A 12,853-nucleotide genomic window follows, 5' to 3' on the forward strand; every position below is an offset into this window, starting at 1 on the left:
GCCCAGCACACCGATGTAGCCGGCCGGGCTGTCCAGTGCCGCGCGCAGCAGCGGGATCTCGTAGCGCGGGTCGTGGCCGAGCAGGCAGAGCACGGTCGCCGGGTCGACCGGGGCGGCGGCCAGCCAGCGATGCGGCCAGGCCCGGTGGACCTCGTGCGCGTCGGGGAACCGGCCGGCGGTGGTGAACGCCGGCCGGGGGTCGCAGACGGTGACGCGGTAGCCCAGCGCGGCGCCGATCCGGCTGAGCGCGGCGGCGACGGCGGTGGCGCCGAACAGCACCATCCGCGGAGCGGCCGGCTCCGCCTGGACGAGGATCCGCAGCGCCGGTCGCCCGGCCCGGCACCGAACCGCGGCCCCGCCGGTGGACCACAGCTCGGTTGCCTGCCCGGCGGTCCACGCGTCCAGCGCCGGGTCGCCGAGGGTGCCTTCGATCCGGCCGGGACGGAGCACAAGCTGGGCGCCGAACGGGGCGGGGCCACCGACCACGGTGACCGCGGCGACCGGGCCGGGGCCGGCGAGGGCGGCCAGCACGCGCTGCGCCGTACCGGCCGGTGTCACCCGGGTCAGCAGCACCTGCAGAGCGCCCGCGCAGCCGGGCCGGGCCGGCCACGGACCGTCCCCGCCGACGGCGTACCGGGCCAGCCGGGTGCGCCCGGTGCGAAGTGTCTCGGCCGCGGCGTCGAGCACCGCCGACTCGGCGCAGCCGGCCGGGATGCCGCCGCGCACCTCGCCGGCAGGGTCCACGGCGAGCAGGTCGCCGGGCCGGGTCAGCCCGCCCGCGGTGCTCGCCACCACGGTGGCCAGACCGAAGGGGACCCCTCGCCGGCTCCAGCCGACCAGCGCGGCCAGTACGTCGCGCATGCCGCCGATCCCACCCTCACCGTTCGCCCGGATTTGTCCGCATATCGCCCGACCAACGGTAGTCTGGCGCGGTGCGGGAGAGCAGGAAACCGGCAGAAGACGGGCCATCGTCCACCGTCACCCTCACCGTCAACGGCACCGACCACGACCTCACCCTGGACCACCGGACCACCCTGCTCGACGCGCTGCGCGAGCGACTCGCCCTGACCGGCAGCAAGAAGGGCTGCGACCACGGGCAGTGCGGCTCCTGCACGGTCCTGCTCGACGGCCGGCGGGTGAAGAGCTGCCTGATCCTCGCCGTCACCCTGCACCGCCGGACGGTGATCACCGTGGAGGGACTCGCCGGCCCCGCGGACCTCTCCCCGCTCCAGGCCGCCTTCATCGACCGGGACGCCTTCCAGTGCGGCTACTGCACCCCCGGGCAGCTCTGTTCCGCCCGCGGCATGCTCGACGAGGCGGCCCGCGACTGGCCCAGCGCGGTGACCGAGGACCTGACCGCGCCGGTCGAGCTGACCGACGCGGAGATCCGGGAACGGATGAGCGGCAACATCTGCCGCTGCGCCGCGTACCCGAACATCGTGGCCGCCATCCGCGACACGGCGGCGGCGCGATGAAGCCGTTCCGCTACCACCGGCCCGCCGACGTCGCGGAGGCCGTCGCCCTGCTCGACGGCGAGCCGGCCGCCGCGTACCTCGGCGGCGGCACCAACCTGGTCGACCTCATGAAACTCGGCGTGCAACGCCCCGACCTGCTGGTGGACGTCACCGGCCTGCCGCTGGACACGGTGCAGACCCTCCCCGACGGCGGGCTGCACATCGGCGCCACCGTACGCAACAGCGACCTCGCCGCGCACCCGGCGGTCCGCCGCGACCATCCACTGATCTCCCGCGCCCTGCTCGCCGGCGCCTCCGGCCAGCTGCGCAACATGGCCACCACCGCCGGAAACCTGCTGCAACGCACCCGCTGCGTCTACTTCCAGGACACCGGCAAGGCGTGCAACAAGCGCGAACCCGGCACCGGCTGCGCCGCCCGGCACGGGCAGAACCGCGACCTGGCCATCCTCGGCTGGTCCGAGTCCTGCGTGGCCACCCACCCGTCGGACCTCGCGGTCGCCCTGGTCGCCCTCGACGCCGTGGTGACGGTGCACGAACCGGGCGCCGGCGACCGGGACATCCCGCTCGCCGAACTGCACCGCACACCCGGGGAGCACCCGGAACGGGAGACCACCCTCCCCCGCGGCGCGCTGATCACCGGTGTACGGGTACCGCCCCTGCCCTTCGCGGGGCACTGCGTCTACCTCAAGACCCGCGACCGGGCCACCTTCGCGTTCGCGGTCGGCGCGGTGGCCGCGGCGCTGGACCTGGCCGGCGACACCGTCCGGGACGTCCGGTTGGCGTACGGGGCGGTCGCGCACCGGCCGTGGCGGGCGTACCGGGCCGAGGAGGCGCTGCGCGGCCAGCGGTTCAGCGTCGAACTGGCCGCCCGGGCCGCCGACGCCGAACTCGCCGCGGCCCGCCCCCTGTCGCACAACGGCTTCAAGGTGCCGCTCATCCGCAACCTCACCGTCCGGGCGTTGACCGGACTGGCCGCGACGGCGGCCCGGTGAGCGCCCCGGCCCCCGGCGCCGTCGGCCGGGAACACCCGCGGCTGGAGGGCCGGGACAAGGTCACCGGGGCGGCCCGGTACGCGGTCGAGTACCCCGTGGACGACGTCACCTACGGCTGGGTGGTGCCCGCGGCCGCCACCCGCGGCCGGATCAGCCGCGTCGACGTCGCCGAGGCGCTCGCCGTACCCGGGGTGCTGGACGTGCTGCACCACGGCAACGCCCCCCGGCTGGCCCCTGGCGTGGACCCGACCCTGTTCCTGCTGCAGGACCCCGCCGTGCACTACCGCGGCGAGTTCGTCGCGGTGGTCGTCGCGGAGACCATCGAGGCGGCCCGCGAGGGCGCCCGGCTGGTCCACATCGACTACGACACCGAACCGCACACCGTCGTCCTCACCGAACACCACCCGGGCCTGTACCGGCCGGACAAGGTCAATCCCGGCTACCCGGCGGACACCGCCGACGGTGACTTCGACGCCGGGTACGCGGCCGCCGAGGTCCGGGTCGACGCCACCTACCGCACCCCGGCCTACCACAACAACCCGATGGAGCCGCACGCCACCACCGCCCGCTGGCAGGACGGGCGGCTGCTGGTGCACGACTCCAACCAGGGGTCGACCCCGGTGCAGGCCACCCTGGCGCAGCTGTTCGGGCTGGCCCCCGAGGCGGTCCGGGTGGTCGCCGAGCACGTCGGCGGCGGGTTCGGCAGCAAGGGCGCTCCCAAAGCCCCGGTGGTGCTCGCCGCGCTGGCCGCCCGGCACGTGGGCCGGCCGGTCCGGCTGGCCCTGACCCGCCAGCAGCTCTTCGGCCCGATCGGCTACCGCACGCCGACCATCCAGCGGGTCCGGCTCGGCGCGGACCGGGACGGGCGGATCGCCGCGATCTGCCACGACGCGATCAGCCAGACCTCCACGGTGCACGAGTTCGCCGAGCAGACCGCCGTCTACACCCGCAGCATGTACGCCGGGCGGCACCGGCGCACCACCCACCGGCTGGCCCGCCTCGACGTGCCGACTCCGTTCTGGATGCGCGCACCCGGTGAGTGCCCCGGCGCGTACGCGCTGGAGTCGGCGCTGGACGAACTGGCCGCCGCGTGCGGCATCGACCCGGTCGAACTGCGGGTGCGCAACGACATCACCGTCGACCCGGACAGCGGGCAACCGTTCAGCAGCCGCAACCTGGTGGCCTGCCTGCGCGAGGGGGCCCGCCGGTTCGGCTGGGCCGGCCGGGACCCGACCCCGGGGGCACGCCGCGACGGGCGGTGGCTGATCGGCACCGGGGTGGCCGGCTCCAGCTACCCGGCGAGGGCCCGGGCCGCCGCCGCGGCGGCCACCGCCGCCCCGGACGGCACCTTCGAGGTACGGATCAACGCGACCGACATCGGCACCGGCGCCCGTACGGCGCTGTGGCAGGTGGCCGCCGACGCCCTGGCCGTGCCCGCCGAGCGGGTCACCATCCGGGTCGGCGACAGCGCCCTGCCCCCGGCCGGGGTGGCCGGCGGGTCGATGGGCACCGCCTCATGGAGCTGGGCGGTGATCCGGGCCTGCGAACAGCTGCGGAACCGGCTCCGCGACGCCGCGGTGCCCGGCGACGGGGTGACGGTCGAGGTGAGCACGGCCGACGAGGTCCGTGGGCAGCGCCCGCTGGCCCGGTACGCGTACGGCGCCCACTTCGTGCAGGTGCGGGTGGACGCGGACACCGGCGAGGTCCGGCTGGACCGGATGCTCGGGGTGTTCGCCGCCGGCCGGGTGGTGAACCCGACCACCGCCCGCAGCCAGTTCATCGGCGGCATGACCATGGGACTCTCCATGGCCCTGCACGAGGAGGGCCTGCTCGACGAGCGGTACGGCGACTGGGTCAACCACGATCTCGCCACCTACCACGTCAGTGTCTGCGCGGACGTCGAGCGGATCGAGGCGTACTGGCTGCCGGAGGAGGACGCGCAGCTGAACCCGGCGGGGGTGAAGGGGATCGGCGAGATCGGCATCGTGGGCAGCGCCGCCGCCGTGACCAACGCGGTGCACCACGCCACCGGGGTGCGGGTGCGGGACCTGCCCGTCCGGCTGGACAAGCTGTTGGAGCACCTGCCGGCACGCTGAGGGGCCGGCACGCGGCCGGCCCCCCGTGCGCGCTGGCACTCAGTCGGCGAGCGCCCCCGAGGCCCGCCCCTCGTGCAGGGTGAGGTTGCGGCCGGTGGACGGGTCGAACAGGTGGATCTTCTCCAGGTTGAACCAGACCCGCCGGTGCTCGCCCTCCCGCACCGGCGACTCCGCCGACAACCGGGTGACCAGGCTGGAGCCGGCGCCGGTGAAGTCGGAGGCCCCCGCGTCGGCGGCCAGCTCCTCCAGCTCGGCGGCGCTGGCCCGCTCCCCCTCGACGGTGAAGTAGACGTACTTGTCCGACCCCATCGACTCGACGATCTCCACCGGCGCCTCGAACTCCATGCCCCGGCGGCGGGTGTCCTCGTCGATCAGCTCGGCGTCCTCGAAGTGCTCGGGGCGGATACCGAGGATCAACTCCCGCGGCGCCTCGCCGCCCTCCAACTGGCGGCGGACCCGGTCGCCGATCGGCACGTCACCCAGCGCGGTCCGCAGCCGGCCGTCCTCGACCGCGGCGTGCAGGAAGTTCATCGACGGCGAGCCGATGAACCCGGCCACGAAGAGGTTGCGCGGGTGGTCGTAGAGCTCCTGCGGCGGACCGACCTGCTGCACCGCGCCGCCCCGCATGATCACCACACGGTCGCCGAGCGTCATCGCCTCGGTCTGGTCGTGGGTCACGTAGACGGTGGTGGTGCCGAGCTGCTTCTGCAGCCGGGACACCACGGTGCGCATCTGCACCCGCAGCTTGGCATCGAGGTTGGACAGCGGCTCGTCCATCAGGAACGCCTTGGGCTGACGGACGATCGCCCGGCCCATCGCCACCCGCTGCCGCTGCCCGCCGGAGAGGTTGGCCGGCTTGCGGTCCAGCAGCGGGGTCAGCTCCAGGACCTTCGCCGCCTCCTCCACCTTGGTGTTGATGGTCTCCTTGTCCAGCTTGGCCAGCCGCAGCGGGAAGGCCATGTTCTCCCGCACCGTCATGTTCGGGTAGAGCGCGTACGACTGGAACACCATGGCGATGTCCCGGTCCCGGGGCGCCCGGTCGTTGACCCGCTCCCCCGCGATCCGCAGCTCACCGGAGCTGATGTCCTCCAACCCGGCGATCATGTTGAGCGTGGTGGACTTGCCGCAGCCGGACGGGCCGACCAGGATCACGAACTCGCCGTCGGCGATCTCCAGGTCGACGTCCCGCACCGCCATGGTCCCGTCCGGGAACCGCTTGCTCACCTTGTCGAGCACGATGTCAGCCACTGTTACCACCTATCCCTTGACTGCGCCGGAGGTGAGGCCGGAGACGATGCGGCGCTGGAAGAAGAGCACGAACAGGATGATCGGAATGGTGATCACCACGGCGGCGGCGCAGATCGCCCCGGTGGGGTCCTCGAACTGCGACGCGCCGGTGAAGAACGACAGCGCGGCCGGCACCGTACGCGACCGCTCGGTGGAGGTCAGCGAGATGGCGAACAGGAAGTCGTTCCAGCAGAAGATGAAGACCAGGATCGCCGTGGTGAACACCCCTGGCGCGGCCAGCGGGGCGATCACCCGCCGGAACGCCTGGCCCTGGGTGGCGCCGTCCATCTTCGCCGCCTTCTCCAGGTCCCACGGGATCTGCTTGAAGAACGCCGACAGCGTGTAGATCGCCAGCGGCAGCGCGAAGGTGATGTACGGCAGGATCAGCCCCGGCCAGGTGTCGAACAGCCCCAGCTGCCGCTCGATCTCGAACAGCGGGGACACCAGCGACACCTGCGGGAACATCGCGATCAGCAGGGACACCCCGACCAGCAGCTTCTTGCCCGGGAAGTCCAGTCGGGAGATCGCGTACGCGGCCATCGCGCCCAGCACCACCGCGACCAGGGTGGCGATCAGGGCGATGCCGATCGAGTTGATCAGGGCCCGGACGAACTGGTCGGTGGCGAAGATCGTCCGGTAGTTCTCCAGCGTCCACTCCCGCGGCCAGAACTTCCCGTCGGTGAGGGTGCCCGGGGTCTTGAACGACAGCGAGGCGATCCAGAGCACCGGGACCAGCGCGAAGACGACGACGATGACGTCCAGCAGGCCCCAGCGCAGCTTCGCCCGCGTGGTGGTTTCGACTGCCATGTCAGCGCCTCTCCCCATCGTCGCTGCCGGGCGCAGCGGTGCCGAACAGCTTCACGAAGACGAACGCGATGATCGCCACGGTGAGGAAGATCAGCACCGACATCGTGGAGCCGATGCCGAGGTTCAACCCGCGGATCAGGTTGTTGTAGGCGAGCATCGACACCGACGAGGTCTCGTTGCCGCCGGCGGTCAGCACGAAGATGTTGTCGAACACCCGGAACGCGTCCAGGGTGCGGAACAGCAGGGCGACCAGGATCGCCGGCTTCATCACCGGCAGCATCACCTTGGTGAACCGCTGCCACGCGGTCGCCCCGTCGGTGGAGGCGGCCTTCAGCAGGTCCTCCGGCACCAGCGCCAGCCCGGCCATCAGCAGCAGCGCCATGAACGGGGTGGTCTTCCAGATCTCCGCCAGCATGATGATCGCCAGCGAGCTGGCCCGCTGGGTGAGCGGGGCGCTGCCGTCGAACAGGTTCGCCAGGTAGCCGGTGCCCGGCGTCCAGGCGTACCGCCAGGAGAAGGCGGCCACCACCGTGACGATGCCGTACGGGATCAGCGCCGCGGTGCGCACGATCCCCCGCCCGACCAGGGTCCGGTGCATGATCAGCGCCAGCGCCATGCCGAGCACCAGCTCGATCACCACGGTGACCACCGTGATCAGGGCGGTGACCCCGAACGCGGTCCACCAGAACTGGTTGGTCAGCACCGTCGCGTAGTTCGCCAGCCCGACGAACTCCCGCTGGTCGGGGAAGCGCAGGTCGAAGCGCTGCAACGACAACCAGACCGAATAGAGGATCGGGTACGCGGTGACCAGCACCATGACCAGCGCGGCCGGCGCGCAGAGCAGCCAGCCGAGCCGGCGCTCGGCCCGCTTGTTCTCACTCAGCGGCGGCTTCGTCCGGCCGGTCCGCTGCCGCGGCACGGCGGCGTGCCGGCCGGGCCGGGTGGCCGTCTCGTCGGCGGCGACGTCGGCGCCCGCCGGAGTGGCGTTGATGCTCACGGGAGGACCCCCTTCGACTCGAGGGCGTCGGCGATGGCCTTGCGCAGCTCGTTCGCGGTCTGCTCGGGCCGGATGCCCGACGGCGGCGACAGGACCGCCGACATCACCGTGGAGATGCTCTGGTACGCGGGGGTCAACGGCCGCACCGCCGGCTCCTTGAGCTCCTCCAGGATGGTCTCCTTCATCGGGTACGCCTTGTCCATCTCCGGATCGCCGTAGACCGACTCGATGGTCGGCGGCACCCCGTCGTTGATCGCGGAGAACTTCTGGTTCTTGGCGTTGCGGATGCACTTCGCGGCCTCGAAGGACTCCTTCGGGTGATTGGAGTAGGCGCTGACGGCCATGTTCACCCCGCCGATGGTGACCTTGCTCGGGGTGTTCGCGTCGACGCCCGGCACCCGCGCCCACTTGACCTTCTTCGCCAGGTCCGGGTTCGCCTCCTGCATCGCCGGATACACGAACGGCCAGTTGACCTGGTAGGCGCCGGTGCCGGACTGGAACTCCAGCCGGACCGGGTCCTCGGTGGCGTTGCTGAACGACGGCGACGTCACGCCCGACGTGGCGAAGTTCTTCAGCTGCTCCAACGCGCGCACGGTGCCGGCGTCCATCACGGCCTTCTTGCCGTCGTCACTGAGGATGTGCCCGCCGGCGCTCTCGGCGAGGGTGTTGTAGAGAACGACCAACCCCTCGTACTGGGCGCCCATGGTGAGCACCTGGTACGGCTTGCCCTGCTGCTTCAGCTGCTGCGCCGACTTGATCATGTCGTCCCAGGTCTTCGGCGGATCCTGCACCAGGTCGGTGCGGTACCACAGCAGCTGGACGTTGGTGTTCTTCGGCGCCGCGTACAGCTTGCCCTCGTAGCGGGCGGTGTCCAGCGGGCCGGCCAGGGTGCCCTGCTCCGCCTCGGCCTTGTCGGCCCCCGTCCACTCCCGGATCCAGTGCGCGCTGGCGAACTCCTGCGTCCAGGTGACGTCGAGGCCGAGCACGTCCATCCCGCTGTCCTGCGCGGCGAGCCGCCGCACCAGCTGCACCCGCTGGTCGTCGGCCTGCCGCGGCAGCACGGAATAGGCGATCTTGTAGCGGCCCTGCGCCTGCGCGTTGCAGTCGTCGACCACCTTCTGCAGGTTCTGCTCCGGCGGGTAGTAGAGGTTGATCGTCGGCGTACCGCCGTTCCCGCCGCCGGAACCGCACGCGGCCAGCGGCGCCACCAACGCCAGTGCGGCGGCTGCCGCCGCCGCACGTCTGGCTGGCCGCCGCCGGTCGGCCCTCTCGGGGTCTGTCGTCATCGCCCTCCCCCTTTCTTCGGCGAAGGCCGGGGGAAGCCACCCGTGCCCCGGCGCACGGCGAGACGGTCGGGACGCCGGCCACCACAGGCCGCCCGCGCCCCGGGCGTTCGTGGGCCTCACAGTGCCCGACCTGCGACGGTGCGAAACCTCACGGTCACGCAACGGTCACCCGGGCGGAAACCGCCGCGCTGCGGGCCGGCCACCCCGGCCCTACGCTCAGGCCATGGACGCCACCTTCTTCTTTGATCCGGCCTGCCCGTGGACCTGGCGGACCTCCCGCTGGCTGGTCGCCGTGGCGGCGGCCCGCGGGCTGCGTGTGGAGTGGCGGGCGTTCAGTCTGGCCATCCTCAACGAGGGCCAGGTCGCCCCCGAGTACGCCGAGCCGCTGGCCGCGGCGAGCCGGGCGCTGCGCCTGGTCGAGGCGCTACGCGCCGAGGGCCGCCACGACGACGTCGCCGCCTTCTACGCGGAACTCGGCGCGCGCAGCCACGACGCCGGCAACCCGCTCTCGGACAAGATCGTGGACAGCGCCGTGGAGTCGGCCGGTCTGGCGCCGGCGGCGCCCGCGCTCGACGACGAGCGCTGGGACCAGGCGGTCCGCGAGTCGCACGCCCTGGCGTACGCCTCGGCGGGTCCGGACGTCGGGTCGCCGGTGCTGATGGTGCCGGGCGCCCGCCGGGGCATCCACGGCCCGATCCTCACCGAGGTCCCGGACACCGACGACGCGTTGACCATCTGGGATTCGCTGCTGCCGCTCATCCGCCTGGAGACCTTCCACGAGATCAAGCGCGCCCGCCACTGACCGGCTCGCCCCCGGGCCCTGTCTCACCGAAGGGGTGGTCATGGCCACCCCTTCCCTGGATGAGGGCCGAATCCTGCGGGGCGGCGGGACGTCACACCGAGTGGGCATGATGGGCGGATGATCGCGCGCTTCAAGGACCTGTGCATGGACGCCGGGGACGCCCACCGGCTCGGCGCCTTCTGGGCCGACATCCTCGACGGGGAGCTGGTGGACACCGGCGACGGCGACGCCCGGATCGATCCCCGGGCAGCCGCCAGCAAGGCCGAGTCGATCTGGGTGAACACGGTCCCCGAGCCGCGCACCGGCAAGACCCGGGTCCACCTGGACCTGCGGCTGGCCGAGCCGGAGCCGGCGGCGCTGCTGGCCGCCGGCGCGCGGCTGGTCCGCGAGCCGGACGCGGAGATCAGCTGGTGGGTGCTGGCCGACCCGGAGGGCAACCAGTTCTGCGCCTTCCCGTCCCGCGAGGGCCGGCGGCCCGGAGTCTTCGAGCTGGTCGTGGACAGCGCCGACCCGACGGCGCAGGCAGCCTGGTGGGCCGGGGTGGTGGGCGGCCGGGTGAAGACCACCGCCGCGGGCGCCGCCTCGGTGGTCGGCGCGGACGGCTTCCCCTGGGACTACTGGGTCTTCGACCCGGTGCCCGAGCGCAAGCGGGTGAAGAACCGGCTGCACTGGGACGTCGAGCTGACCGGCCCGGACGCCACCGCACTGATCGCCGCCGGGGCCACCCTGCTCGCCGAGCCGACCGAGGCGGCCCGATGGTGGGTGCTGGCCGACCCCGAGGGCAACGAGTTCTGCGCCTTCGCGCCGCGCACCGCACAGTGAACGGCCCGGGCCGACCCGCCGGCCGTCTCAGTGAGTGGACGGCGAGACTACCCTCCGTGCGGCCGGTGGACTAGCGTCAGGGCAGCTTCGCAGCCAGCGCGTTCGCCGTCGATGTCGATACGCCTCCGGCCGACCCCAGCCCGCCCGAACGGTTGGTTCTCGCGCGAACGTCCCGCTGCGGTCCCACCGGTTGGGCAGGATCAGAGCCCAACGAGGAGGTGCCGTCGTGCAGGACACCCGCGCTCTCGCCCTGACGTTCGAGGTGAGCGGCCTGCCCCCGGTCAAGACCGAGGCCCTGTCCATCTTCGCCGCCGGGCACCGCCAGGCGGCCCGGGTCCGCGCCCTGCTCCAGGCGGCCTGCACGGCGGCCCAGCGCACCGGCTGGACCCCGCTGGACGGGCCGGTCGAGGTCGATGTGACCCTGCGCTGCCCGCCCGGGCACCGCACCTCCGACGCCAGCACGCTGCTGGGCGGAGTGTGCGCGGTGCTGCAGGACAAGAAGCGGGTGGCCAACATCGGCCTGGCCCACCTCGGGGTGCTGGTCGACGTCGCCCTCTACGGCGACGACCGGCAGATCCGCCGGCTGTCGTACGCCGAGGAGCCGGCGGAGGACTTCTCGTACCAGGTCCGGGTGGCCGCCGTACCGGCCGTGGTTTGACCGACGGCCGCGGTGGGGTACCGCAGCCGCCGACGAAGGGAGCGCCGATGTCGGAGCCACATGTCACGCTCGACCCGAGCGGGCTCGATCCCGTGCAGCAGAAGCTGCGCGGCCCGCTCGAGGAACAGCTGACCTCGGCCCTGCAGGCGGCCACCGACCGGGTCCGCGCCAGCTACGCGGGGGAGCCGGTCGAGGAGGTCTGCCGTCGGCTGCTCGACGAGACCCGCGCCGGCCTGCACCCGGACATCGCCGCCGGCTTCAACCCGGACATGGACGAGTTCTGCCGGGTGGCGGTGGCGATCGTCCGCGGCGAGGTCTCCTGACGAGTTTCAGCTGCGCCGCTACCGGGAGCCGTCGCGCGCCGGCCGTCCCGTCGGCGCCGCATGGTGCGGGTCAGCTGCGCCGCACGTCCAGCGAGACGACGTGGGTGCCGTCCGGCCGGGTCGACTCGCCCAGCCGCACCGGCAGCCGGCCACCCGGCGCCTGCACCCCGAGCCCGACGGTGACGTACCCCTCGAAGTCCCCGGCGGGCGCCCAGCCGCGCAGCGTCGGGTAGCCGATGGTCCGCGGCGGCGCGCTCACCGTGCTCCGGCCGGCGCTGTCGTGCGTCTGGGCCGGTTCGAAGCGCACGGCGAGGAAGGCGTTCCCGGGCAGGCTCACCGGAGCGCCGCTACCGTCGGACTCCACCCGTGGCACGTAGGCGACCTGGTAGGACGGCGTCGGGCCACGGAACGCGAAGGTGATCCGGCTGTAGCCCTCTGCGGGATGGTCGCCGACCTCGATCCGCACCAGGACGGGCAGCGGTTCCCCCGGCGCCGGGGTGACCGGCACCCGGACGCGGTGCGTCACCCGGGCCGGCGAGGTGGGCACCGCCCACCCGTACGTCATCCGCCAGTCGCCCGCTGCGGGCGGCGTCGCGGTGGTGGCGGCCGGGGCGGTGGAGCTCGCCGCCGGGGTGGCGGCGGGCGGGGTGGCGGCGGCGGTCGCGCTGGGCGCGGGCGCCGTCGAGGGCGCTGTGGTCGCGCCGTCGTGGTCGGTCGTCGTGCAGGCCGCCGCGAGCAGCACGACCACGCCGGCGAGCAGTGGTACGCGCTGAGGTGTCATGACTCAGTGTCACCCCGCCGGAGCGGCTCCCACCAGGGCCGATCATCCCGCGTCGGCCGCCGGGTCGGCGTCAGGCCGCCAGCGGGTCGAACCGCCGGTTGGTCGCCTTGCGCGCGGCCACGTGCCCCAGCGCGGCCAGCTCCGCGGCATAGTCACTGACCAGCGCCGGCAGCCGGTAGTCGCCCTGGCCGTCCCGCTGCGCCAGGTGCGCGTCGACCAGGTCGTCCAGGGCGCGGTGCACCCGTTGCGGGGAGACGCCGAGCTGGTCCGCGGCGGCCTCCACGGGCGTGCCCGGCTGCGCGGCGAGCAGTTCCAGCATCCGGCCGGCCACCTCGTCGTCCGAGCGGACCGCCGCCACACCGGTGGCCAGGCTCGCCCGCACCGACAGGTCCTCGTAGGCCAGCAGATCCAACCGGCCCCGCCCGTCACCCAGCTCCGCGCCACGCGGCTGACCTGACCCTCACTCCTCCCGGAGGTCCAGGGCGATGTCCAGGATCGGCGAGGAGTGGGTCAGCGCGCCCACCGAG

At 73.2% G+C, this 12,853-nt stretch carries 14 protein-coding genes; 7 read left to right on the plus strand and 7 right to left on the minus strand.

The features are described 5' to 3' along the window. Positions 1–861, minus strand: an 861-nt coding sequence (locus tag ACWEVO_RS14240; protein WP_452307961.1) for an XdhC family protein, incomplete at its 3' end; no start/stop codon positions are given. Between the two features lie 71 nt (positions 862–932). Between ACWEVO_RS14240 and ACWEVO_RS14245 the strand changes: the two genes are divergently transcribed. Genes ACWEVO_RS14245 through ACWEVO_RS14255 form a run of 3 tightly spaced genes read left to right on the plus strand, consistent with a single transcriptional unit; the run spans position 933 to position 4,563 of the window. Then, entirely contained in the window at positions 933–1,475 is a 543-nt protein-coding gene (locus ACWEVO_RS14245) for a 2Fe-2S iron-sulfur cluster-binding protein (protein ID WP_452307962.1), read from the plus strand. Beyond that, complete coding sequence (locus ACWEVO_RS14250) at positions 1,472–2,467, plus strand: FAD binding domain-containing protein (protein ID WP_452307963.1); 996 nt, start codon at positions 1,472–1,474, stop codon at positions 2,465–2,467. The genes ACWEVO_RS14245 and ACWEVO_RS14250 overlap by 4 nt, the downstream gene beginning before the upstream one ends. Beyond that, complete coding sequence (locus ACWEVO_RS14255; protein WP_452307964.1) at positions 2,464–4,563, plus strand: xanthine dehydrogenase family protein molybdopterin-binding subunit; 2,100 nt, start codon at positions 2,464–2,466, stop codon at positions 4,561–4,563. The genes ACWEVO_RS14250 and ACWEVO_RS14255 overlap by 4 nt, the downstream gene beginning before the upstream one ends. Positions 4,564–4,602: 39 nt before the next feature. Here ACWEVO_RS14255 and ACWEVO_RS14260 read toward each other — a convergent pair whose 3' ends face one another. From ACWEVO_RS14260 to ACWEVO_RS14275, 4 genes are read right to left on the minus strand one after another with little or no spacing between them, the layout of a single operon-like run. Then, on the minus strand, positions 4,603–5,811 hold the full coding sequence (locus ACWEVO_RS14260; RefSeq protein ID WP_452307965.1) for an ABC transporter ATP-binding protein: 1,209 nt from the start codon (positions 5,809–5,811) through the stop codon (positions 4,603–4,605). Between the two features lie 9 nt (positions 5,812–5,820). Beyond that, the gene (locus ACWEVO_RS14265) at positions 5,821–6,657 is read right to left on the minus strand and encodes a carbohydrate ABC transporter permease (RefSeq protein ID WP_452307966.1); all 837 of its coding nucleotides are present in this window, start codon (positions 6,655–6,657) and stop codon (positions 5,821–5,823) included. Position 6,658: 1 nt separating this feature from the next. Then, positions 6,659–7,654 carry a carbohydrate ABC transporter permease gene (locus ACWEVO_RS14270; protein WP_452307967.1) on the minus strand — a complete coding sequence of 332 codons (996 nt, stop codon included), beginning with the start codon at positions 7,652–7,654 and terminating at the stop codon, positions 6,659–6,661. Then, on the minus strand, positions 7,651–8,940 hold the full coding sequence (locus tag ACWEVO_RS14275; protein WP_452307968.1) for an ABC transporter substrate-binding protein: 1,290 nt from the start codon (positions 8,938–8,940) through the stop codon (positions 7,651–7,653). The genes ACWEVO_RS14270 and ACWEVO_RS14275 overlap by 4 nt, the downstream gene beginning before the upstream one ends. A 223-nt stretch (positions 8,941–9,163) precedes the next feature. Here ACWEVO_RS14275 and ACWEVO_RS14280 point away from each other — a divergent pair, with 223 nt between their 5' ends. The 4 genes from ACWEVO_RS14280 (at position 9,164) to ACWEVO_RS14295 (ending at position 11,545) form a co-directional block, all read left to right on the plus strand. Beyond that, on the plus strand, positions 9,164–9,742 hold the full coding sequence (locus tag ACWEVO_RS14280) for a DsbA family protein (RefSeq protein WP_452307969.1): 579 nt from the start codon (positions 9,164–9,166) through the stop codon (positions 9,740–9,742). 117 nt (positions 9,743–9,859) lie between these two features. Continuing rightward, positions 9,860–10,564, plus strand: a complete 705-nt coding sequence (locus ACWEVO_RS14285) for a VOC family protein (RefSeq protein WP_452307970.1) — start codon at positions 9,860–9,862, stop codon at positions 10,562–10,564. Between the two features lie 226 nt (positions 10,565–10,790). Further along, positions 10,791–11,222 (plus strand): hypothetical protein, encoded by a 432-nt coding sequence (locus ACWEVO_RS14290; RefSeq protein WP_452307971.1) that lies wholly within the window; start codon positions 10,791–10,793, stop codon positions 11,220–11,222. A gap of 47 nt (positions 11,223–11,269) precedes the next feature. Continuing rightward, positions 11,270–11,545, plus strand: a complete 276-nt coding sequence (locus ACWEVO_RS14295) for a hypothetical protein (RefSeq protein WP_452307972.1) — start codon at positions 11,270–11,272, stop codon at positions 11,543–11,545. 70 nt (positions 11,546–11,615) lie between these two features. Here the strand turns inward: ACWEVO_RS14295 and ACWEVO_RS14300 are convergent, their stop codons facing one another. Both ACWEVO_RS14300 and ACWEVO_RS14305 read right to left on the minus strand, forming a co-directional pair. Continuing rightward, positions 11,616–12,326, minus strand: coding sequence for an AMIN-like domain-containing (lipo)protein (locus ACWEVO_RS14300; protein WP_452307973.1), 711 nt, complete (start codon positions 12,324–12,326; stop codon positions 11,616–11,618). Between the two features lie 70 nt (positions 12,327–12,396). Then, positions 12,397–12,738, minus strand: coding sequence for a winged helix-turn-helix transcriptional regulator (locus tag ACWEVO_RS14305; protein WP_452307974.1), 342 nt, complete (start codon positions 12,736–12,738; stop codon positions 12,397–12,399). Between the last annotated feature and the right edge of the window lie 115 nt (positions 12,739–12,853).

This window comes from Micromonospora sp. NPDC003776, assembly GCF_053605645.1.

Excerpts from the sequence above, each read along its gene's own strand:
- ACWEVO_RS14275 (WP_452307968.1), bottom strand. The coding sequence starts at position 8,940 with ATGACGACAGACCCCGAGAGGGCCGACCGGCGGCGGCCAGCCAGACGT.
- ACWEVO_RS14295 (WP_452307972.1), top strand. The coding sequence starts at position 11,270 with ATGTCGGAGCCACATGTCACGCTCGACCCGAGCGGGCTCGATCCCGTG.
- ACWEVO_RS14280 (WP_452307969.1), top strand. The coding sequence starts at position 9,164 with ATGGACGCCACCTTCTTCTTTGATCCGGCCTGCCCGTGGACCTGGCGG.
- ACWEVO_RS14250 (WP_452307963.1), top strand. The coding sequence starts at position 1,472 with ATGAAGCCGTTCCGCTACCACCGGCCCGCCGACGTCGCGGAGGCCGTC.
- ACWEVO_RS14300 (WP_452307973.1), bottom strand. The coding sequence starts at position 12,326 with ATGACACCTCAGCGCGTACCACTGCTCGCCGGCGTGGTCGTGCTGCTC.
- ACWEVO_RS14265 (WP_452307966.1), bottom strand. The coding sequence starts at position 6,657 with ATGGCAGTCGAAACCACCACGCGGGCGAAGCTGCGCTGGGGCCTGCTG.
- ACWEVO_RS14285 (WP_452307970.1), top strand. The coding sequence starts at position 9,860 with ATGATCGCGCGCTTCAAGGACCTGTGCATGGACGCCGGGGACGCCCAC.